This window comes from Bartonella sp. AP3QHHD (assembly GCF_042195765.1).
In the GTDB taxonomy this organism is placed as follows: Bacteria; Pseudomonadota; Alphaproteobacteria; order Rhizobiales; family Rhizobiaceae; genus Bartonella.
The window spans coordinates 100895-122362 of the sequence record NZ_JBHIPC010000087.1; the positions used below are offsets into that span (position 1 = coordinate 100895).

17 protein-coding genes, 1 tRNA gene and 1 pseudogene are annotated in these 21468 nt (G+C 35.7%); 14 read left to right on the forward strand and 5 right to left on the reverse strand.

Going from position 1 to position 21468, the window contains the following annotated elements; genetic code table 11:
* Positions 1 to 32 precede the first annotated feature (32 nt).
* The 7 genes from topA (at position 33) to ACFIL7_RS07170 (ending at position 8672) form a co-directional block, all read left to right on the forward strand.
* Positions 33 to 2606 carry a type I DNA topoisomerase gene (gene topA / locus ACFIL7_RS07140; protein ID WP_375634137.1) on the forward strand — a complete coding sequence of 858 codons (2574 nt, stop codon included), beginning with the start codon at positions 33 to 35 and terminating at the stop codon, positions 2604 to 2606.
* Positions 2607 to 2609: 3 nt separating this feature from the next.
* Positions 2610 to 4886, forward strand: a complete 2277-nt coding sequence (rnr, locus tag ACFIL7_RS07145; protein ID WP_375683470.1) for a ribonuclease R — start codon at positions 2610 to 2612, stop codon at positions 4884 to 4886.
* A 276-nt stretch (positions 4887 to 5162) separates the two neighbouring features.
* A complete protein-coding gene (locus ACFIL7_RS07150) occupies positions 5163 to 6335 on the forward strand; it encodes an MFS transporter (protein ID WP_375634644.1) in 1173 nt (390 codons plus the stop codon).
* A gap of 102 nt (positions 6336 to 6437) precedes the next feature.
* Positions 6438 to 6605, forward strand: a complete 168-nt coding sequence (gene rpmG, locus ACFIL7_RS07155) for a 50S ribosomal protein L33 (RefSeq protein WP_004864083.1) — start codon at positions 6438 to 6440, stop codon at positions 6603 to 6605.
* A gap of 332 nt (positions 6606 to 6937) precedes the next feature.
* Positions 6938 to 7501, forward strand: coding sequence for a thermonuclease family protein (locus ACFIL7_RS07160; RefSeq protein WP_375634643.1), 564 nt, complete (start codon positions 6938 to 6940; stop codon positions 7499 to 7501).
* Between the two features lie 28 nt (positions 7502 to 7529).
* Positions 7530 to 8159, forward strand: a complete 630-nt coding sequence (locus tag ACFIL7_RS07165) for a uracil-DNA glycosylase family protein (protein WP_375634145.1) — start codon at positions 7530 to 7532, stop codon at positions 8157 to 8159.
* A 21-nt stretch (positions 8160 to 8180) separates the two neighbouring features.
* On the forward strand, positions 8181 to 8672 hold the full coding sequence (locus ACFIL7_RS07170; RefSeq protein ID WP_375608344.1) for an Lrp/AsnC family transcriptional regulator: 492 nt from the start codon (positions 8181 to 8183) through the stop codon (positions 8670 to 8672).
* 48 nt (positions 8673 to 8720) lie between these two features.
* Here ACFIL7_RS07170 and cobT read toward each other — a convergent pair whose 3' ends face one another.
* The 3 genes from cobT to glpD all read right to left on the reverse strand — a co-directional run bounded on the left by cobT (position 8721) and on the right by glpD (position 13307).
* Complete coding sequence (cobT, locus tag ACFIL7_RS07175; protein WP_375634147.1) at positions 8721 to 9707, reverse strand: nicotinate-nucleotide--dimethylbenzimidazole phosphoribosyltransferase; 987 nt, start codon at positions 9705 to 9707, stop codon at positions 8721 to 8723.
* A gap of 391 nt (positions 9708 to 10098) precedes the next feature.
* The gene (gene dusA / locus ACFIL7_RS07180; protein WP_375634149.1) at positions 10099 to 11079 is read right to left on the reverse strand and encodes a tRNA dihydrouridine(20/20a) synthase DusA; all 981 of its coding nucleotides are present in this window, start codon (positions 11077 to 11079) and stop codon (positions 10099 to 10101) included.
* 698 nt (positions 11080 to 11777) lie between these two features.
* Positions 11778 to 13307, reverse strand: coding sequence for a glycerol-3-phosphate dehydrogenase (glpD, locus tag ACFIL7_RS07185; RefSeq protein WP_375634151.1), 1530 nt, complete (start codon positions 13305 to 13307; stop codon positions 11778 to 11780).
* Positions 13308 to 13652: 345 nt separating this feature from the next.
* Here glpD and ACFIL7_RS07190 point away from each other — a divergent pair, with 345 nt between their 5' ends.
* The 4 genes from ACFIL7_RS07190 to ACFIL7_RS07205 all read left to right on the forward strand — a co-directional run bounded on the left by ACFIL7_RS07190 (position 13653) and on the right by ACFIL7_RS07205 (position 16910).
* Entirely contained in the window at positions 13653 to 14525 is an 873-nt protein-coding gene (locus ACFIL7_RS07190) for a DsbA family protein (protein ID WP_375634153.1), read from the forward strand.
* 242 nt (positions 14526 to 14767) lie between these two features.
* Positions 14768 to 15265 (forward strand): acetyl-CoA carboxylase biotin carboxyl carrier protein, encoded by a 498-nt coding sequence (gene accB / locus ACFIL7_RS07195; protein ID WP_375634155.1) that lies wholly within the window; start codon positions 14768 to 14770, stop codon positions 15263 to 15265.
* A gap of 14 nt (positions 15266 to 15279) precedes the next feature.
* Complete coding sequence (accC, locus tag ACFIL7_RS07200) at positions 15280 to 16638, forward strand: acetyl-CoA carboxylase biotin carboxylase subunit (RefSeq protein ID WP_375606916.1); 1359 nt, start codon at positions 15280 to 15282, stop codon at positions 16636 to 16638.
* Between the two features lie 196 nt (positions 16639 to 16834).
* A tRNA-Thr gene (locus ACFIL7_RS07205) sits at positions 16835 to 16910 on the forward strand.
* 100 nt (positions 16911 to 17010) lie between these two features.
* On the opposite strand, the pseudogene ACFIL7_RS07210 reads toward ACFIL7_RS07205, so the two are convergent.
* Together ACFIL7_RS07210 and ACFIL7_RS07215 are read right to left on the reverse strand one after the other, a co-directional pair.
* Positions 17011 to 17374, reverse strand: a pseudogene (locus tag ACFIL7_RS07210) (XRE family transcriptional regulator).
* Positions 17334 to 17933, reverse strand: a complete 600-nt coding sequence (locus ACFIL7_RS07215) for a hypothetical protein (protein WP_375634349.1) — start codon at positions 17931 to 17933, stop codon at positions 17334 to 17336. Before ACFIL7_RS07215 ends, ACFIL7_RS07210 begins: the two are co-directional and overlap by 41 nt.
* On the opposite strand from ACFIL7_RS07215, the gene ACFIL7_RS07220 reads away from it, so the two are divergent.
* The 3 genes from ACFIL7_RS07220 to ACFIL7_RS07230 all read left to right on the forward strand — a co-directional run.
* A complete protein-coding gene (locus ACFIL7_RS07220) occupies positions 17913 to 18566 on the forward strand; it encodes a hypothetical protein (protein ID WP_375634351.1) in 654 nt (217 codons plus the stop codon). The two genes, ACFIL7_RS07215 and ACFIL7_RS07220, sit on opposite strands and share 21 nt — an antisense overlap.
* The gene (locus ACFIL7_RS07225; protein ID WP_375634353.1) at positions 18559 to 20343 is read left to right on the forward strand and encodes an MFS transporter; all 1785 of its coding nucleotides are present in this window, start codon (positions 18559 to 18561) and stop codon (positions 20341 to 20343) included. The genes ACFIL7_RS07220 and ACFIL7_RS07225 overlap by 8 nt, the downstream gene beginning before the upstream one ends.
* Before the next feature lie 954 nt (positions 20344 to 21297).
* A partial coding sequence (locus tag ACFIL7_RS07230) for an Arm DNA-binding domain-containing protein (RefSeq protein ID WP_375683471.1) occupies positions 21298 to 21468 on the forward strand: 171 nt, incomplete at its 3' end.

Here is a 21468-nt window from a genome sequence, read left to right on the forward strand (position 1 = left end):
AAAAATTTTTATTTCAATATTTGGGTAAAATTATGAATATCGTTATCGTTGAATCTCCAGCAAAAGCAAAAACAATTAATAAATATCTTGGGTCTCAATACAAAGTTGTCGCATCATTTGGACATGTTCGTGATTTGCCTGCAAAAGATGGTTCTGTTTTACCGGATCAAGATTTTTCTATGAAATGGGATATAGATTCTGCTGCCGCTAAACGTTTAAATGAAATAGCAAAAGCCGTTAAAGAAGCTGATAGCCTTATATTAGCAACAGACCCTGATCGTGAAGGGGAAGCTATTTCATGGCATATTCTGGATGTTCTCCGTCAAAAAAAAGTTTTAAAAGATAAACCTATTAAAAGAGTTGTCTTCAATGCCATCACCAAAAAGTCTGTGCTTGATGCTATGAACAATCCACGTGATATTGATACATCACTTGTAGATGCTTATCTTGCACGTCGCGCTCTTGATTATCTCGTTGGTTTTACACTTTCACCTGTTTTATGGCGTAAACTCCCTGGTGCGCGTTCAGCAGGACGCGTTCAATCGGTTGCTTTGCGTATTATTTGTGATCGTGAATCAGAAATAGAACATTTTATCAAAGAAGATTATTGGTCCATTACAACACAGTTAAAAACCATCCGAAATGATAGTTTCCAAGCAAGATTGACAATGTTTAATCAAAGAAAAATAGGCAAGCTTGATATTCAATCTCAAGAACAAGCAGACCAAATTCGCTTTATGTTGGAGCAAGCCCAATACCATACACTCAGTGTTGAAGCAAAACCTACAAAGAGAAATCCTTTTCCTCCATTTACAACCTCCACACTACAACAAGCAGCTTCTTCAAAATTAGGATTTTCAGCTTCTCGCACTATGCAAATTGCCCAAAAACTTTATGAAGGCATTGAAATTAATGGTGAAACGGCAGGGCTTATTACTTATATGCGTACCGATGGTGTGCAGATAGCACCTGAGGCTATTGATTCAGCAAGAAAAGTTATTCATGAAACTTTCGGAAAAGACTATATTCCTGAAAAGCCACGTTTTTATTCAACAAAGGCAAAAAATGCACAGGAAGCACACGAAGCGATCCGTCCAACAGATTTTCAACGCAATCCTAGTCAAGTCCGTAATTTTCTCGATAGCGATCAAGCAAAGCTCTATGAGCTGATATGGAAGCGTGCTATTGCCAGCCAAATGCGCTCTGCTGAAATTGAACGTACAACTGTTGAAATTGAAGCACAGACAGGAGAAAACTGTGCAAATCTACGGGCAACAGGATCTGTTATTCGCTTTGATGGCTTTATTTCCGTCTACACGGATCAACGAGACGAAGAAAATAATGAAGAAAATGAAACAACACGTTTACCACAAATAAACACTGGTGAAGCACTTACAAAAGAAAAAGTTGAATCTGTACAACATACCACAGAGCCCCCTGCTCGTTATTCTGAAGCTTCATTAATTAAAAAGCTTGAGGAGTTAGGAATTGGTCGTCCTTCAACTTATGCATCCACATTGGCGACATTGTGTGACCGTGGATATATTGTCATTGATAAACGAAAGCTTATTCCCGATGCCAAGGGACGTATTGTTACAGCCTTTCTTGAAAATTTTTTTAATCGCTATGTAGAATATGGTTTCACAGCAGATCTTGAAGAAAAGCTGGATCTTATCTCTGATGGCAAACTTTCTTGGAAAGACGTATTGCGAGATTTTTGGGATGGATTTAATGCATCTATTATCAATATCCAAGAACTCCGTATAACTAATGTTCTTGATGCTTTAAATGTAACATTAGCACCTCTCGCCTTTCCTGAACGCGAAGATGGAAGTGATGTACGTTCCTGTCCTCTTTGTAAAAATGGTCAATTATCATTAAAACTTGGGCGTTATGGTGCTTTTGTTGGCTGTTCCAATTATCCCGAATGTAAATACACACGCCAACTTGGTACAGATACTGGAGAAGAGAATGAAGCTGTACGCAATGATGAACCTGTTATACTTGGTATTGCCCCTGAAACAGGAAAAGAGATCTCTCTTCGTAATGGCCGGTTTGGTCCCTATATTCAACTTGGTGAAAGCAAAGAAGTTAAGCGTGCAGGATTACCAAAAGAATGGCAGGCAGAAAATGTAACCCTTGATAAAGCCTTGGCTTTACTATCCCTTCCCCGTGAAATTGGCATTCATCCTGAAACTGGAAAAACAATCACGGCTACGATTGGACGATATGGTCCCTATCTTAGCCATAACGGAAAATCTGCGCGCCTTCTTCATGCAGATGAAGTTTTTGATATTGGTATCAATCGCGCTGTTACAGTATTAGCAGAACAACAAGAAAACAAAACCAGGCAAAGCAGAACAACACCTGAAGCATTGGCAACATTAGGAGAGCATCCCGAAGGAGGAACCATTACCGTGCGCAACGGGCGTTATGGTCCTTATGTCAATTGGGGTAAAATTAATGCAACATTGCCAAAAGATAAAGATCCCATTAGTGTAACTCTTCCAGAGGCACTAGAACTTATATCGGCTAAAGCATCGAGTAAAAAAACAACTTCAAAAAGAGCTTCTTCTAAAACAAAAGCAAAAATAAAAGAGACATAAATTTTGGCTAAAGGTGAAAAAAACATAAAATATCTCTCTTCATTCAAGGGGAAAACTTTTCCCAATAAGGAAGCAATCCTTTCCTTTATAATTGAGAATCCTAACCACTCAAGTAAACGAGAAATCGCTAAAGCTTTTAACTTAAAAGGCGATTCTCGTATCTGGCTTAGAGATATGTTACGTGAGTTAAAGGATCAAAATCTCATATCTAAACACCACAAAAGAGCAATAAACAAAGGAAAATTACCCCCTGTTACTTTAATGAAAATTAGTGGACGTGATAAAGATGGAAGTTTTATTGCAAAACCTCTTGAATGGGAAGATTCTCCAAAGCCCAATATTGAAATACACTCTTTTCATCACATAAAAGGAAGTAATATTGGTGTTGGAGATCATATTCTTGTAAAAGTTTTTCGAAATAAAAATTCTGAAAGCTCAAGTCATCCTTATACGGGACGAATTATTCGTAAAATTGACGTATCTCCCAAAAGCGCATTTGCTATTGTACGAAAATTGGAAAATAATCAATGGCGCCTTGATCCTATAGACCGCAAAACCAATGAACTCATTGTTGAAATGTCTCCAGAAATGAAGATTCAAATTGGTGATCTCGTTGAAGTCGAAATAAAAAAAAATACTGGTTACGGATTAAAGAGCGCAAAAATAAAGAATGTTTTAGGGCACATTAAGAGTGAGAAAACACTCTCAATGATAGCGCTTCTTTCGAAAGGAATTCCTTATATTTTTCCTGAAAGTGTTCTTGAGCAAGCCAAACATATCAAAGCTGCCAATATGGATAATCGTGAAGATTGGCAACAATTACCCTTTATTACAATTGATCCACCAGATGCAAAAGACCATGATGATGCAGTTTATGCAACCAAGGATAAGGATCCAGCAAATAATGATGGTTGGATTATTATTGTAGCCATTGCAGATGTTTCTTATTATATCAAAACAGGAAGCGCTTTAGATAAAGAAGCATTGAAACGTGGAAATTCTGTTTATTTTCCCGATACCGTTGTGCCAATGTTACCTGAACGCCTTTCTCATGATTTATGTTCTCTGCGTGAAGGAAAAGAAAGACCAGCTTTAGCCGTTCGTATGATTTTTGATGCAAACGGTAATAAACGAAAACATAGTTTTCATCGTACTATGATTCGTGTAAGAGCCAAACTTTCTTATCAAGAAGTACAATTGGCAATTGAAGGTAATATAAATGAAAAAATAGCCCCTCTTTTTGAGAGCATTTTGCACCCCTTATGGGAAGCCTATGCATGCCTTAAAGCTGCGCGAAATCGTCGCCAACCACTAGAATTAGAAATTGCAGAAAAAAAGATTATTCTTGATCAAAATGGATGCATAAAAGATGTTGTGAGTGAAACACAATTAGAAGCGCATCGTTTAATTGAAGAGTTTATGATACAAGCCAATATTGCAGCTTCTGAAACATTAAAACAACATCACCAGCCGCTCATTTATCGTATTCATGAAAAACCTTCTCTTGCTAAGCAAGAAATACTTCGGAGCTTTCTTCAAAGTTTGGGGATACCACTCTCCCGCGGAAGCGAACTTACCTCAGCGCGCCTTAATAGAATTTTAGAAAAGGTCGCTCATACTCAACAACAAGAACTAGTCAATCAAGTTATTTTGCGTTCACAATCACAAGCAGAGTACAACCCTAAAAATAGTGGCCATTTTGGTTTGAATTTGCAGAACTATACACATTTTACATCACCAATCCGTCGTTATGCTGATCTCATTATTCATCGAGCACTCATTAAAGCTCTCAAATTAGGAAATGATCAATTAACAGATACACAAGAAAAAAATCTTGCAGAAATTGCTACGCAAGTTTCTTTATACGAACGCCGTGCAATGATGGCTGAAAGAGAAACGATAGATCGGCTTGTTGCTCACTATTTAACGAATAAAATCGGTCGTATTTTTACAGGCCGCATTTCCGGAGTTACAAAAGCAGGTCTTTTTATCTCACTTGATAAACTCAATACAGATGGTTTTGTCCATATTTCTACACTTAAAAATGATTATTATCATTTTGATGAAGCACAACATGTTCTTGTAGGACAGCGTAGCCATAAAGGCTATCAGCTCAGTGATGTTGTAGAAGTAAAACTTATAACGGTACAACCTTTTGCTGGCGCTTTATGCTTTAAACTGTTAACAAAACCTCGTCCAATAAAATTTTCACCGACATCCTACCATAAAAACAAATTAAAAAAACAAAAGTATACTCTTTATGGGAAAAGAAAAAATTAAGCTTCTTGCCCTCAATTAAATAGAATATGAATAATAAATTCAATTTAAGAAATGACTTATATTATATAATATTTATATTATTTTATATATACAATATTCTTTCTCTAGTATACAAGAGGATAAATTTTATTATTAAGTCTATAATAACCATATAAAAATCTTGCAGTTTTTTATACTTAGAAAATGAGAGAAACTGCAAAGGATAGTTTTGGCTTCCTTTCATTTCAGCTCATCTTTTCATTGTTTAAATAAACAAGAGTACCTTAAGCCATTCTCATGAAAAAAAAACCTTTTGACTCTCAAAATAATTCTTTGCGTGCAATTATTGCCGCTATTGCAACCATTGGCACTGTTGGAACAGCATTGGCAATGGGAACACAACTTGTTTCTCTTCTTATGGCAGAGAAAGGACTTTCCAACAGTACAATCGGCTATAGTGGAACAGTTGGTGGAATCGCCACAATTATTGCAGCTATTTTTACGTCTCGAATCGCCTTATGCTTAGGAATCGCTCAAACAATATTACTTATGATGGCGATAGGATCTTTAAGTTTTTTAGGATTCTATTTTTTTGATCCCATATGGGTTTGGTTTATTTTAAAGTTTATATTACATTTCAGCATGACAGTTATGTTTATCCTGTCAGAGTTTTGGATCAACAGTTATGCTCCCCCCAAAAAACGCGGTTTGATCCTTTCTATTTATGCTATTGTCTTAGGATTAGGGTTTATAATAGGTCTAACGCTGCTAGCAAAAGTGGGAACACAAGGATTTATTCCTTTTGCTGTTGGATATAGCCTTATTATGCTTGCTACTATACCAATTCTTACCGCTTGGAAATTAAGTCCAGAATTTCAAAAAAATCAATATATGCCATTTTTTCGTTATCTTTTTCACGTTCCAAGTGCAATGATGGCGGTCCTTGTTTACGGGGCCATTCAAATGGGCGTATTAACTCTTATAATACCCTTTAGTTTATCCATTGGTTATAATGAGAATGAAGCAGCACATTTTATGGCAACCCTTGCACTTGGGAATATTTTCCTCTTAATTCCTATCAGCATTATAAGCGACTACGCCAAAGATCGACGCTACCCACTGATGAGTTGCGCTATTCTAGGTTTTATAGGAACTTTTATAGTACCATGGATTCTTCAATATCCATGGATTCTGATGCTTGATTTGTTTTTTCTGGGTGGTGTATCAGCGAGCCTTTATACAATTAGTCTTGCACATTTAGGAGCCCGTCTCAAGGGGCAAGAACTTGCTGCTGCTAATTCTGCTTTTATTTTTTGTTATGGAATTGGTATGCTCATCGGACCGACCTTTATCGGAAAATCCATGGATATCTTTAAACCCTTTGGTTTTTCAATAGCCATGGCTGTTTTTTTCGGTTTATATGTCATTTTGGTGTTTGTCCAACTTATGAGAAAATTAATCAGCTCTTGACTTTTTTGAGAACATCCGTAGTGTTGCCGGAAAATCTGATGATGTCGGAAATAAATTTTGACAGAAATAATATTTTTTCAGTATAAATAGGGTATTTACATTATGGCTAAAGCAGCAACCATTAAGATCAAGCTTTTATCAACTGCAGATACTGGTTTTTTCTATGTAACAAAGAAAAACAGCCGTACAATGACAGATAAAATGAGCAAGCGTAAATATGATCCAGTTGTAAAAAAGCACGTTGAATTTAAAGAAACAAAAATTAAATAAATAAAATTATTATTAAATTGATAGATTTTATACTCCAAAAGAAATGTGGGAGTATTGCTCTTCAAAGTTATTTTTTGAGGGGTGTTTTTTTTATTTCCTTAAGTTTAAAAAGTTTACTTTAAACTTTGTATGTTTTGTACGGATTTGGATAAGTTGATTTATTATTTAAGTTGCTTACATATATTTTGCATGAGTATTTGATTATTGTGATATCTAACGAAAATTTTGTCATTAAAACGAGACATTGTTTCGTCATATGAATAAAGCTTCTCGGATGAATTATAAACAATACTAAAATAGAGTTATAGTAATGTTAGCAGTTTCTTTATTTCATGAAAAAATCTTTTTCTCATTTTGATCTAAGAATCTTTAATCTAAAAGTTATCGGTTTCAGTATTTTTGTCGCTGCTAGCATTCTTATCATTATGTCAACTTATTTTAAGCAGACTCAACGGTTGCCTCAAAAAGAAAATTTTTCTTCTCAAAACTCTGTTAAAGGAAATGCTTTAATTATTGATGGCGATACCATTATGATTTCTTCAATTAAGATTCGACTAGCTGGAATTGATGCTCCTGAACTCCACCAATTTTGTGGAAAAAAGGAAGCACGCTACCCTTGTGGGCTTGAAGCAAAGAAATATTTAGAACAATTATTAAAAAATCAAATTGTTACATGTCACTGGCAAAAAACAGATAAATATCGCCGTATTCTTGCAACATGTAAAACAAAACAAGTTAGCAATATCAACGCAACACTTGTACATAATGGTTGGGCTGTAAATTATTATGAATACCCCAAAGAAGAGCAAGAAGCTAGGAAGAAAAAGAAAGGAATATGGGTATCAAGTTTTCAACGACCAAAAGAATGGCGCAAAGCAAATCCTCGCACAGAATAAGAAAAATATTTTTTAATTTTATTTACTAATGAAACAATGTAGCCCAATTATCAAACTTGAAAAAGAGATCTATTCCTGTCGTGTTTGCGTCCAACAACCCCATTATTTTCCTCCTCTTCCTCATGAACCAAACCCTGTCGTTTATTTATCCGATACTGCTTCGATTGCAATTGCAGGCCAAGCACCAGGGTTGCGTGTCCATGAAACTTCTATCCCTTTTAATGATCGCTCTGGTGAAAAATTGCGTAATTGGCTGGGTGTCACGAAAGAAGAATTTTATAATAAATCTCTTTTTGCTATTGTTCCTATGGGATTTTGTTTTCCAGGTTATGACAAAAATAAAGCTGATTTACCACCAAGACGGGAATGTCGAGAAATATGGCATGAAAAGATATTTCAGGCAATGCCTCAAATAAAGCTTGTTCTTGCTATTGGCAGTTATGCGCAAAAGTGGCACATTACAGAATTAAAACATAAAACCGTTTCTGCAACTGTTGGTGATTGGAGAAATATTCTTTCCATTCCTCAACCTCGAGGCTATAATGTTATGCCTTTGCCTCATCCGTCATGGCGAAATACTTCTTGGTTACAGAAAAAACCATGGTTTAACGATGAGCTTATTGTATATCTGCGTCGTTTAGTGCGTAAATTTTTATAAATTAAAATATTGAGAAAAAATATGGATCGTCTTGACCGAAAAATTTTACATCTTTTGCAAGAAAATGCGACACTTTCTGTTGCTGATATTGCTAAAAAAGTGGGGCTTTCTACCACTCCTTGCTGGCGTAGAATTCAAAAACTTGAAGAAGATGGCGTCATTCAACGTCGTGTTGCTGTTCTTTCTCCAGAAAAAGTAAACGCACACGTCACTGTTTTTGTGTCTATTCGCACAAATACACATAGTCATGAATGGTTTAAGCGTTTTTCAAAAATTGTGCAAGAATTCCGTGAAGTCATTGAATTTTATCGAATGAGTGGAGATATTGACTATTTATTGCGTGTTGTTGTGCCCAACATTGAAGCTTATGATCTTTTTTATAAAAAATTAATTTCTAAAATTGACATCCGTGATGTCTCTTCTTCTTTCGCAATGGAACAGATTAAATATACAACAGAACTTCCACTTAATTATATTAAATTACACGACAAGACGCATGAACAAAGCTCTTAAGATTTTTTATATCCGTCTTATGATCTTTTAGGCATTCAAACTTTCTTGTTAAAAAACCACCATTTGTGCATGTGTTAAAACAGCAGCTTTGACAATACCAGCTGCTATAGCTGCTCCTGTCCCTTCACCAAGACGCATCCCCAAATCTAGAAGTGGTTCTTTGCCAATTTTTTTTAAAAGTTTACGATGAGCTGTCTCAGAAGAAACATGTCCAACAAGGGTATGATCAAGAGCTTTTGGATGCATTTTATAAAGAACCGCTGCTGCTGCTGTTGCCACAAAACCATCTAAAATAACGGGTATTTTTTCTATTCTTGCTGCTAAAATAGCACCAACCATAGCAGCAATCTCACGTCCTCCTAAGCGACGCATTATCTCAAAAGGATCATTAAAATAATCCTTATGCAAAGAAATGGCTGTCTTAACCGCTGCAATTTTACGCTGATAAAAATCACCTTCTGATTCCATACCATTTCCTGTCCATTCTTCCACTTCCCCTCCAAACAATGCTAAGCATAAAGCTGAAGCTATTGTTGTGTTTCCAATTCCCATTTCTCCAATACATAAAAGATCTGTCCCACCCGCAATGGATTCCATTCCAAATGCCATTGTAGCAGCCGCACTCCGCTCATCCATTGCGGCATCCTTCGTAATATTCATTGTTGGATATTCCAATGCTAAATCAAAAATTTTTAATCCAAGATCATAAGCAATACAAATTTGATTGATAGCAGCTCCACCAGAGGCAAAATTTTCTACCATTTTTTGTGTCATAGATTGTGGAAATGGTGTAATATTCTCCTCTACAATACCATGGTTTCCAGAAAAAATAGCAACCAAAGGTCGCGTTACGATAGGTTTTTCTGTACCCCTCCACCCCGCATACCAAACAGCAATATCTCCTAGTTTTCCCAATGTTCCTTGCTCTTTTGTTAAGTTTTTTTGCCATTTTTTTGCCAAAATTATAGAAAACTCATCAGCAACAGGTAAATTTGTAAGCAAAGCACGAAAATCATCAAATGGACTAGCGATCATAAGGATACCTTTTAAAATCTACAATGTTTATGAAAATCACGTCATATATACAGGATATGAATAATTTATTGTTTTTTTAACAGTGCTTTAAAAATGTTAAATACTATGAAAGCAATAATTTCTACATTCTATTTTCTACCCCAATAACAAACGTGCAAGATTCAAAATGTTATTAATATCTTATGACTACTTTACAGTGATACCCTTAAGCTATTTTTTATTTAATAGGCATAATCAGCATGCCGTTTAATATATAAATTCTAACATTCTTATTCATAATAAAAGTTATAAACTTTCAAAAACTTATAAAATTGAAGGGATCAAAATTATCGCAAAGAAATCAAAACGCAAAGGATCTCAACTTTAATATATGTTAATTGTCTGACTGTTATTAAATGAGAGCATAAAAAGCTTCTTTTAAAGTACATATATCTGCGTTTGGTTTTGTCGCATCATTTGATAGTATTTGCCGCCATCGACGTGCCCCACCCCGCCCATGAAATAAACCAATCATGTGACGCGTCACATGAGAAAGCCGTCCCCCCGATGCAATATGTCGAGCCGCATAATCACACATAACCTCAATAAGATCACTCTCACTTAGACTATTCTGCGACTCACCATAGAGTTCAAAATCAATATGTTTTAACAAAGTTGGATCATGATAAACTTGGCGACCAACCATGACAGCATCACAGAAAGTTAAGTGTTCTTTGATCTCATCAATCGATTTAATTCCACCATTTATCCCAATGAATTTATGAGGATATTGACCTTTTAATTTGTAAACCCTTTCATAATTAAGGGGCGGAATATTGCGATTTTCTTTCGGACTCAATCCTTGTAGCCATGCCTTGCGTGCATGTATCCAGAGCGCATCACATCCAGCATTCCAAACCTGATTAGCCAAAAGATCTAACGCTAACTCTTCATCTTGTTCGTCCACTCCAATCCGACATTTGACAGTTACAGGTATAGTAACCTCTCGTTTCATTGCTTCTACTGCATTTGCCACAATGTCTGGATGTAGCATCAAACAAGCTCCAAAGACCCCTGCTTGAACACGATTTGATGGGCAACCAACATTGAGATTTATTTCGTTGTAGCCAAAATCCTCAGCAATTCGTGCAGCTTCTGCTAACTTTTTCGGATCTGCCCCCCCTAATTGTAATGCAACTGGACGTTCTTTGTCGCTAAAAGCCAACAATTGTTCACGAACACCATGAATGACAGCATCTGCTACCATCATTTCCGTATAAAGGAGAGCTTTTTTCGTTAAAAGACGATAAAAAAACCTGCAATGTCGGTCTGTCCAGTCCAACATTGGTGCTACTGCAAATTTTATAGGCGATGGAAGGTTGTAAAATATCATGAGGGTATTACTCTCATGTCCCTATAGCTCTCTCTTTATACATAAAAAAATACTTACTTTTAGTTTACGGAAAATTTTATTCTCTTATACTATCATGAGTATAATAACAGCTCATTATTTCCAATTGATATCAAGGTTTACTACAATCAATCATGCCAAAACACAATATCGCATTTCTCATAGATTAGTGTTCAGGTATATAAACATGAAAAAAGAAGATTTTTACTATAATATAAAAATCTCATTTATAAGTTCTTCTTACGCTCTTCAAGCCTCTCCCCTTACATGATTTAGTACAGCGTTTAAGATAATAAATGCTAAACTAACACATTATACAATTTTTCATGATCGATTTAATTTTCTTTAGATTTTTTTAACTCATTGTGCAAATAAACGATACAGAAAGTAGCTTTATCTTCTCCTAAAGAAGAAAAAAACCTTATTTCACACGAATCTAATTATAAATTATTTTTTATCAATGAGTTCTTTTTGGTGATATTCTTAGATTTCACTTTATAAGATAGACAAATTTCATCTTAAATATTCTATCTAATTTTGCCATTTTGTGATTCTTGCAAAAAAAAACTAAAATCAGGGTATAGACAACCATTGCCTTTTTAATATCTATAACTAATATCAGTATCTCTCGAAGGAAAATATTTTACAATATTGCAGATACAATTTGTAAAATGAAATGATCATAAACGTTGTTCAATCTCTTGTTGGCTTTGCATATAGGAAGAAAGAGTATCAACCTCTTGTTCATTAAATAGGAGCCCCAGTTTTGAACGACGCCATAACACATCTTCACATACTTTAGCCCATTCTTTTTCCATCAACCATTTTACTTCTACTTCATAAAGCCCATGTCCAAAATTTTTTCCTTTATTTGCCTTACCATGTGCAAAGATCACCAATGCTTCCGTACCGTAGGAGCGTGCAAGCCTGCGATGTGTAAAAGCATCTAAATCTGGCATTAAAAGAGCAATCCTATTTTCGATTGTATCTAATTTGTTATAGGGAAAATCACCCCCTGGAAGTACTGCCTTAGCCGTCCATGATGCTCCCTTTTTACCAAGCTCTTTTTCAACAAATTTCATCGCATCTTCAGCCAACTTACGATAAGTTGTAATCTTTCCACCATAAAGATTAAGTATCTTTGGTGTCGTTCCTGTTCCCATTTCTTTTAAAACATAATCGCGCGTAATTTTTTGTGCTTTTGAAGCTCCATCATCATAGAGTGGACGAACTCCAGAGTAAGACCAGACAATCGTTTCAGGCAACACTGGTTGTATGAAATATTCACTGGCTGCTGCACAAATATAATCAATTTCTGTATCAGTAATATGAACGTCAGCCGGATCTCCTTGATAATTACAATCTGTTGTTCCAAGTAAGGTAAACTCTTCTTGATACGGAATAGCAAATATAATACGCCCATCACCATTTTGAAAAATATAAGCACGATCATGAGTATAAAGCTTGGGAACCAAAATATGAGAACCTCTAACAAGCCGTACTGGTGGATGTTCTTTACAATCTAATATGCTTGCCAAAACATGATCAATCCAAGGTCCTGTCATATTCGCGATATAAGAAGCTGTGACACTATATTCTTTGCTACTTAACTTGTCTTGAAGAAATATATGCCATTTATTGTCTTCTTTTTTTAAAGAGAGAACTTCTGTTCGTACTTTTATATCAGCTCCCCACTTTTCTGCATCACGAGCATTGCCAATAACTAAACGCGCATCATCTACTCTTGCATCAGAATATTCAAAACCTCTCTGATATTCTTTCTTCAGTGTAGAGCAAAATTTTTGTGAAAAATTAATCGTTTTACTGCGCCACAATTTCTGATTCCAATTCCCTAAATAATCATAAATAAAAAGTCCAAAACGCAACATCCAAGCAGGGCGCAATTCTTTATGATAAGGAAGGAGAAAACGCAAAGGACGCACAATATGTGGAGCCATACGTAAAATGATCTCGCGTTCTTTCAATGCTTCACGAACAAGTTTGAACTCATAGTGTTCAAGATAACGAAGCCCACCATGAATAAGCTTTGTTGACGCACTTGAGGTCCCAGATGCAAGATCGTTCATTTCAGCCAATCCCACTTTAAATCCGCGTCCTGCTGCATCTCTTGCCAATCCACAGCCGTTTATCCCTCCTCCAATGATAAACAGCTCATAATGTGTTGTAGTTTTCATAATTTCACTTTTCATTATTTAATTTTGTTTCTCAGTATTCAATAAAGCAACAGGAAAAAATAATACAAGTGTTCTTCATTGTATTATCAACGTACTTTTTCTTAAAATAAACACGCACAAAAAGCTTTTGATATCCTTATACATCAAAACAACATTTGACAAATTAAAGAGAATTTTTTTATCTTTTACAAAACATAATCCTTGCCAAGCCAAGGTTCATCATATGAAATCTTTTTAGAGAAAAATTGATGTTTTTTCTCATTCTTAAAGATACACTATAACTAAATGCTTCATTGCACATAGATAGCACTTTTCATATAGTTCACTCAATGACACCCTAGAAAATGTGAAGGTATCCAAATGAATTATCACTCTCAAAACTCGAAAATAACACTTCTTTCAAAAATTTTAGTCATAGTTATGTCGAGTATTTTAATCTTTTTACCTTCTTTATCAAACGCAACGTCACGCTCAAAAACAGCAAATGATTTAAGCTTAGAAAAGCTTAAATCACAACTTTTAGAAGATTCTAGCTTTTTATCTAAGCTTAAAGAAAAAATGATACCACATACTGATTCTCATCATATTCAACAAATCGTCAGAGAGTATCTTCTTACTCATCCAGAAATTATGATTGAAATGCAGCTTATTCTTCAAGATAAGCTGGAAAAACAGAATGAATACGAAAACCAAAAACAAACTTCAGTCATTCATTCATTAGAAAAAGAGATTTTTCATTCTCCTCATGACGCTGTTTTGGGAAACCCAAATGGTAAAAGAGTGCTTGTCAATTTTTTTGATTACAACTGTGGATATTGTAAAATTTCCTATTCAAATATAGAAGACTTGATAAAAGAATATCCAGATTTAAAGGTTATTATCAAGGACTTACCAATTTTAAGCTCTGATTCTATGGCAGCCCATACTGTTGCCTACGCATTTCGAAAACAATTTCCAGAGAAATATCCTCAGTTTCACAAAACGCTTTTAATGTATCAGGGTCGTGCAAATGAAGCTAAAGCTATTAAAGTAGCTGTTTCATTAGGAGCAGATGAAAAAAAACTACATAATGCAATACAAGATCCCACTCTGCAAAACGCTTTTAAAGAAAACATTCAAATTGCCTCTGCACTTCATATTACGGGAACACCTTCTTACATCATTGGTGATAAAATATTCATCGGCGCTGCCAAACAGGATATTCTAAAACAAGCGATAGATAATACACAGTGAATACCTGATCCGTTTTAGGAAGAATACTGTAAATGAGGTAATTTTATGCTTTCTCTTTTTTGATAACAGGCTTATAAGTGCAATTTTGCGTAAAGCAGATACAAGTTTTAAATTGCAAAGTATAATGATTTAAAGGAAATAAAAATCTTTAAAGCCTCAAAAGATGTCATCCCTAATCTAGAGATATTCGGTCATAAAATGAGATAATGACGATCTTCATTGATCAAGGAGTTAGAAATAAAATGGCAACAAAAAAAATGGATTCGGCAAAAAACGCAATTGATACGAAAATTATTCGTGATCTTGCTGAAATTTTGAATGATACAAATTTAACGAACATTGAAGTTGAACAAGGGGAGCTTCGTATTTGTGTCTCACGCCAAAATACCTTAACTTCTTCTGAGCAAGCAATCTATGCTCCTGTTTCTACTCCTACTTTTTCTGTAACATCTTCTCCAGTTCCAACAGCTGAATCTCCTATACAATCTATCCAAGAAGATAGATCAAAAAACACAATAACCTCTCCAATGGTTGGAACAGCTTATCTTGCACCTTCACCAGGCGCGCAACCTTTTGTAGAAGTAGGGCAAAATGTTTCTGAAGGGGAGACATTACTTATTATTGAAGCCATGAAAACAATGAATCAAATTTCATCACCGCGCTCAGGTACGGTAACCACTGTTCTTGTCAAAGATGGTCAACCTGTTGAATTTGGTGAACCACTTATTATTGTTGAATAAAGCGAGGGGCAACCATGATTCGAAAAATCCTCATTGCTAATCGAGGAGAAATTGCTCTTCGCGTTTTACGTGCATGTAAAGAACTTGGCATAAAAACCGTGGCTGTTCACTCTACCGCTGATGCAGATGCAATGCATGTTCGTCTTGCTGACGAAAGTGTTTGTATTGGCCCTCCTCCCGCTCGTGATTCTTATTTGAGTATTCAGCAAATTATTGCTGCTTGTGAAATTACAGGAGCGGATGCTGTTCATCCAGGTTATGGCTTTCTTTCTGAAAATGCAAAATTTGCAGATGTTCTAGAAGCCCATGATATTACATTCATCGGTCCAACAGCTACTCACATCCGAATCATGGGCGATAAAATCGAAGCAAAGAAAACCGCCAAAAAACTTGGTATTCCTGTAGTTCCCGGTTCAGATGGAGCAGTCACTGAAGAATCAGATGCTTTACGCACTGCTCGTGAAATTGGTTATCCCGTTATTATAAAAGCTTCTGCAGGTGGTGGTGGACGTGGTATGAAAGTCGTTCATTCTGAACAAGAATTTTCTATAGCTCTCAAAACAACGCGTTCAGAAGCGAAAGCTGCTTTTGGTGATGACGCTGTTTACATAGAAAAATATTTAGAAAAACCCCGTCATATTGAAATTCAAGTCATAGGTGATGGTGCGGGAAATGCTATTCATTTAGGAGAACGCGATTGTTCACTTCAACGACGGCATCAAAAAGTATGGGAAGAAGCTACATCACCTGCACTTAATGAAACTGAACGGAAAAAAATTGGAAGTATTGTTGCAAATGCCTGTGCCCAACTTGGATATCGTGGAGCTGGTACTATTGAATTTCTTTATGAAAATGGCGAATTTTATTTTATTGAAATGAATACACGTTTACAAGTCGAGCATCCTGTAACTGAAGCAATTACAGGTATAGATTTAGTCCACGAACAAATCCATATTGCATCAGGCTGTAAGCTTTCAGTAACACAAGATGAAGTCTGTTTTTCTGGTCATGCCATTGAATGCCGTATTAATGCAGAAGATCCTATTAACTTTACGCCATCACCTGGAACCATTACACATTTTCATACACCTGGAGGTTTAGGGATTCGTGTTGATTCAGGCGCTTATTCAGGTTACCGTATTCCTCCTTACTATGATAGCATGATTGGAAAGCTGATTGTTCATGGACGTACCCGTTTAGAATGTATGATGCGTTTACGGCGTGCTTTAGATGAATTTGTCGTCGATGGGATAAAAACTACACTGCCTCTTTTTCGCGATCTTATTAATAATCAAGATGTTGCTGATGGTAATTATAATATTCACTGGCTAGAAAATTACCTTGCTCATCAATCAAAGTCTTCAGATTCGTAATTCGATAGCAAAACGGTGCATTCTTATAAAAGATTCTATAAGATATCAACATAAGGATAGTTCCAACCTTGCTGTAAAAAGTGGAAAAAAGGAAATAAATTGGTTATTTTTTATATAGTTTTCTTTTAATATGCATAAAATTTAATAATTTTCTGTTTTCCTTTTTGTTAGTTTGTGCTAACTCCTACATGGTTATGCCCTTATAGCTCAGTTGGTAGAGCACCTGATTTGTAATCAGGGGGTCGGGAGTTCGAGTCTCTCTGGGGGCACCATGCTCTTTTTTATCCAAAATAATTTATTGATTTTCCATATATTTTGTACAGTGAGGGACGCGTAAATAAAAGTGAGGGAATAGGATTTTTCAACCTATCTCTATAGGACGCCTCTTTTTTTGCAAACTTTCTCAAGAAGGTCTTTTAATTCTGCTAAGTTTTGTTGTGAAAAATTCTCTAAATTTCTAACAAACTCACCAACAGCTTCACGCCTCAACGGATCAGAAGTCTTGATTGTAAAAGTTTTGCGACAAGCATAGGCTGCTTTTCTTAAGAGTAAAGCCTTCTCTTGATAAACCATAAAGCTCTATGATCTTTTCCTCCAGTCCTACAGGAACAGATTTTTTGCCAATCTCGACAGAAGATAAAAATCCTACAGATATGTCTAATTTCTTAGCCATATCTAAGAGGCGTTCGGAGTGATCAATGCGCAAAATTCCGCGCAAATTCACCATTACTAGCATCACCGGACCAATCGCCTCCTCCCAACATAACATTTACGTCTACACGTAAACTGCTTCCTTGTTCCCCTGTATGCCATTTCGTCACGGGATAACAACCAGACAAAAATTGCCACACATAACCGCAACCATCCTCACAACCGATATACGAAATCATACGACGATTTTCTGTATCAACGTGTCCTCCAGACGTTTTGGGAGAAGGCGCTTTATTGCCTATAATACTGGTTCCCGAATTGATTCCATACATGCAAGACGCGAACTCATCACTCGTCAAAAATCTCTTATTAACAGACGAAAAATCCACGTGATGGTCAGAATAGCTACGATTGGTTGTAATCGGAACACCATAGGCAGACTTCGTATTTTCATCTGTCCCTGATTGAAGATAAATATCAACCCAAATATTCTTCCACGGATCGTAAACCATTCCCTCTGGATCACTCCTCGGATAGTGATTTAAACACCAAACAGAATCAGGGAGAATATCCCCCGCTTGATAACCCGATAACGGATGATCTTCAAAGAAATTGTTATTTCTATGGATTCGACTAGTGTCCAAGGATATTATGATATACGGGGGGCGAATAAATTTGATCGCGTGTGGAAAAACATTGAAACAGTTAAGAATCTTCAACCTCTGCAAAGTATAGGAATAAGAGCGACAGTTACCAAAGAGATTCTAGAAAATATTATTAATTTTATCGATTTTTGTATAAGCAAAGATGTCGATTATATCGGATTCAGCCCGCTCGATACGTCGTCATTTAGTTTTTCTAGAAAAAATAATACAAAGGATCGATCTAAGGCTTTAAGAAACAAAACTCTTCCGCCAAACGCTTCACTTTTTCATTTGAGAGATGAATTATCAAGGAAAGAATCCCCCCTCCAGATTTATATAGATAAAAAGTTCCAAGAAAGGAAAATCTCATGGACGTCACAAAATTTTGTAAATTGTATTAATTATTACTTAGGCGAGAATTCTACGTACGTTTCGTCGCCGTTAATGTGTTTATTTCCATTTTCATCCTTGGTATTGGACTATAATGGAGATTTAAAAAATTGCTTTTATTCAGAAGCTTTTGGGAATCTACAAAATTATGGGGCAATAGATTGGTCTGCTCAAAGCGTTTTAAAATCTTTGAAAGAATCTGGCGCATGTAGCGGATGTCATGGGAAGGTGTTTTGTGGATAAGGTTAAGCAATTTAAGATTTATAGTGTTAGCAAGTCTACTGCTCTAGTGGTTGCTGTTTTACCACTTTTTTTGTCGGAAAAATTGCATTTGTCGCAAGCGGATATTGTTTTAATCGGTAGTTATTTTTTATTGCTTCCTTTGATCTTAGAAGTCCCCTTGGGTTTATTATCAGATGTTTATGGAAGTAAGCGCGTTATTTATACTGGGCTGTTTTTCTTTCTTTGCGGTTTTTTAGCTCTTTTTATGAATTATGCATATTTTGCTTACGCCACTTATTTGTTGTGTATTACATTAGCAGCCGCTTGTTTCTCAGGTGCGGAAGATAGTTTACTCTTTTCTGTAGTACCAAAGCATCGCACACTGTTTTCCGTTAAGTCCGAAGTGGCTGCTGTTACCTATAGTGTGACAACGGTACTTATTTTTTTAGGAGGAATACTTTATTATGTGCATCCTGCATTGCCTGTGATTTTTCAAGTCCTTTCATTAATTTTTGCTATTTTTATGTTTTCAAAACTGACGAAGGGATTAGATAGTTTTCATATCAACGCTCATCCGAGTATTTTCACAGTTATGTGCGCCAGCCGTAAAGAAGTCAAAAATCCTTATCGCTTCACTCTTATTTTTTTAAGTGCAGTTTCAGCTTTTGCTATTTTGGTTAATAATCGAACTGTTTCTATCGCATTTTCTGATTTTTTGCCATTTCAACCTGCTATTTTGGTTTCGATTATTTTTATCATTGGGAATTTTTTTTCAGCAAGTTCCAATATATTGTTTCAGAAGTATTTTTCAAAGTTTCAAAATCCTATTTTTCCCGTCTTAATGATTGGTTGTATGGTAACCATTGCTTTTTTTCTCATGTCATTTCAAATCATTGCGGCTCTTATATTAGGATTTTTACTGCTATGTGTTTTTAAATCTGCTTATCGATCTTATCTGTCGTCTCTTCTTATAAATTCACTGCTTGATCCCAAAGCTATCGCGACTGTTTTATCATTTACAGCCATTATTACAGCTGTTGTATCCTTTGCATTCAGTTTTTTATACGGTCATATTTTTTCAACATTCTGGCAAGCTAATTTGTGGTTGGCAGTGGTTATGGCTGTGATTTTTGGGGTGTCTGCTTTAATTATTTTTGTCAGAAAACAAGAAATCATTTGGTTACAGCCTGAAAATGCACAATCGTCAAAACAACATTTCTTGAAACGCAAGCATCAAGAATTTTGCTATGGGCAAATTTATCCGGAAGCATCGTGCATTAATGAAAACATCAAGGATGGCTCTTTTCGACAAAGTCTCTATCCTGCACCAAATTTGATAACACTTTGCGATGAAGTAGTCGAATGGGAGTTTATCCGGGGTACTGTATTGAGTCAAATGGATTTGCTACATCAAAAGGCGATTATTGATCAAATCAATAAGATCTTTCAAGATCGATTAAGCAAAAATATAATCTTATCACATGGAGATTTACATCCTGATAATATCATTGTTACTCCTGATAGTTCTTTTATGGTAGTGGATTGGGATTTATGTCAAGAAGCCAGTCCGGAATTGGATATCTTAACATTTTTCACCAGTCCAAGATTATCTCTCAATTTAGAAGAACGGATAGACTATATTTCTCATTTGCTGTCTATATCAAAGGATGAAGCTTTACCAATGATAAAAGCGTTTGTGGCTAAAAAAATTTCTGATCTTTGTCTATACCAAAATATTTTCATGAAACAATTAGTATTGGATTATATGAACTTGAATAAGGAATTTCATGGGCGATAATATTGTAATTTGTAATGAAAATTGCAGTGCGAGCTGCAATCATTGTCCGTATTCGATGGAATGTATGGTGAGAGATGACGCGTTGCCTGAATTTTTATATACAATAAATGACATAAAATCTGATTTTATTATTCTTTCTGGTGGAGAGCCTTTTGAGTTCGATTATGATTTACTTCATAAATATACTTGTATGTGTCTCATTTGTAAAAAATATTTTCGGATTGCAACAGGGGGCACATCTATATTCAACCATATTTGAAGCTATTAAAGAGTAATCCGTTCTTTTTAGGGATACAAATAGGCACAGATGTTATTTCAGAGATAAGAAATCTAGACAGTAAAAAATATAAACAAACGTGGGTGCGTAACATAGAATGTATGAAAAAAGATAGCGTACCATATAGTGTGACGATTACTTTATCGGAGAGATTCGATTTGGCAGAAGTGTTAGCTCTAATACGTATCGCTACTCCCGAGTTCATTTTATTTAATTTTGAAAATAGAAAAAAGTATGAGAATACATTTCAGTTAAATATGATACGGGATTTTTTTTCTGGCTGTGAGATAAAATATGGATATACGCATCAGAGTTTACACCAATAAATATAAACTATCGGATTCTTTTCACAGTTCTTCTGGTGTATTAGTTGAAAAAACAGAACTGATAATTTTATTTACTACTCAGGATAAAGTTATTTCGCCCTTTGCTATGGAGTTGCCATTGTCACCTAGTCACGGAGAAATGCCGGACGATTTTATAAAATCTATAAATGAACGATACAAGATATTGATTTATAATGATAATCTAGCTCTGTTCATATTGAATTAGACGCCCGAATAACGTAGGATTCTCTCATTTCAAATCTGTTTATCTTGAATCAATCAAAACCACTTGCTTGCACGTCACAAGCGGGGTTGATGTGTGGGTAAAAATTGTACAAGAAAGGAGTAAAAATGGTTCTTATGAATCGTCTTAATGCAAGGGCTGTAGCAACATTGGGAGCTGGTAAATATAATGATGGTGCCGGCTTGCTTCTTCACAAACGTAAAGATGGTGGTGCTCAATGGCTTTATCGTTATACCATTCACGGTCGGCGCCGTGAAATGGGCTTGGGCGCCTTAAGA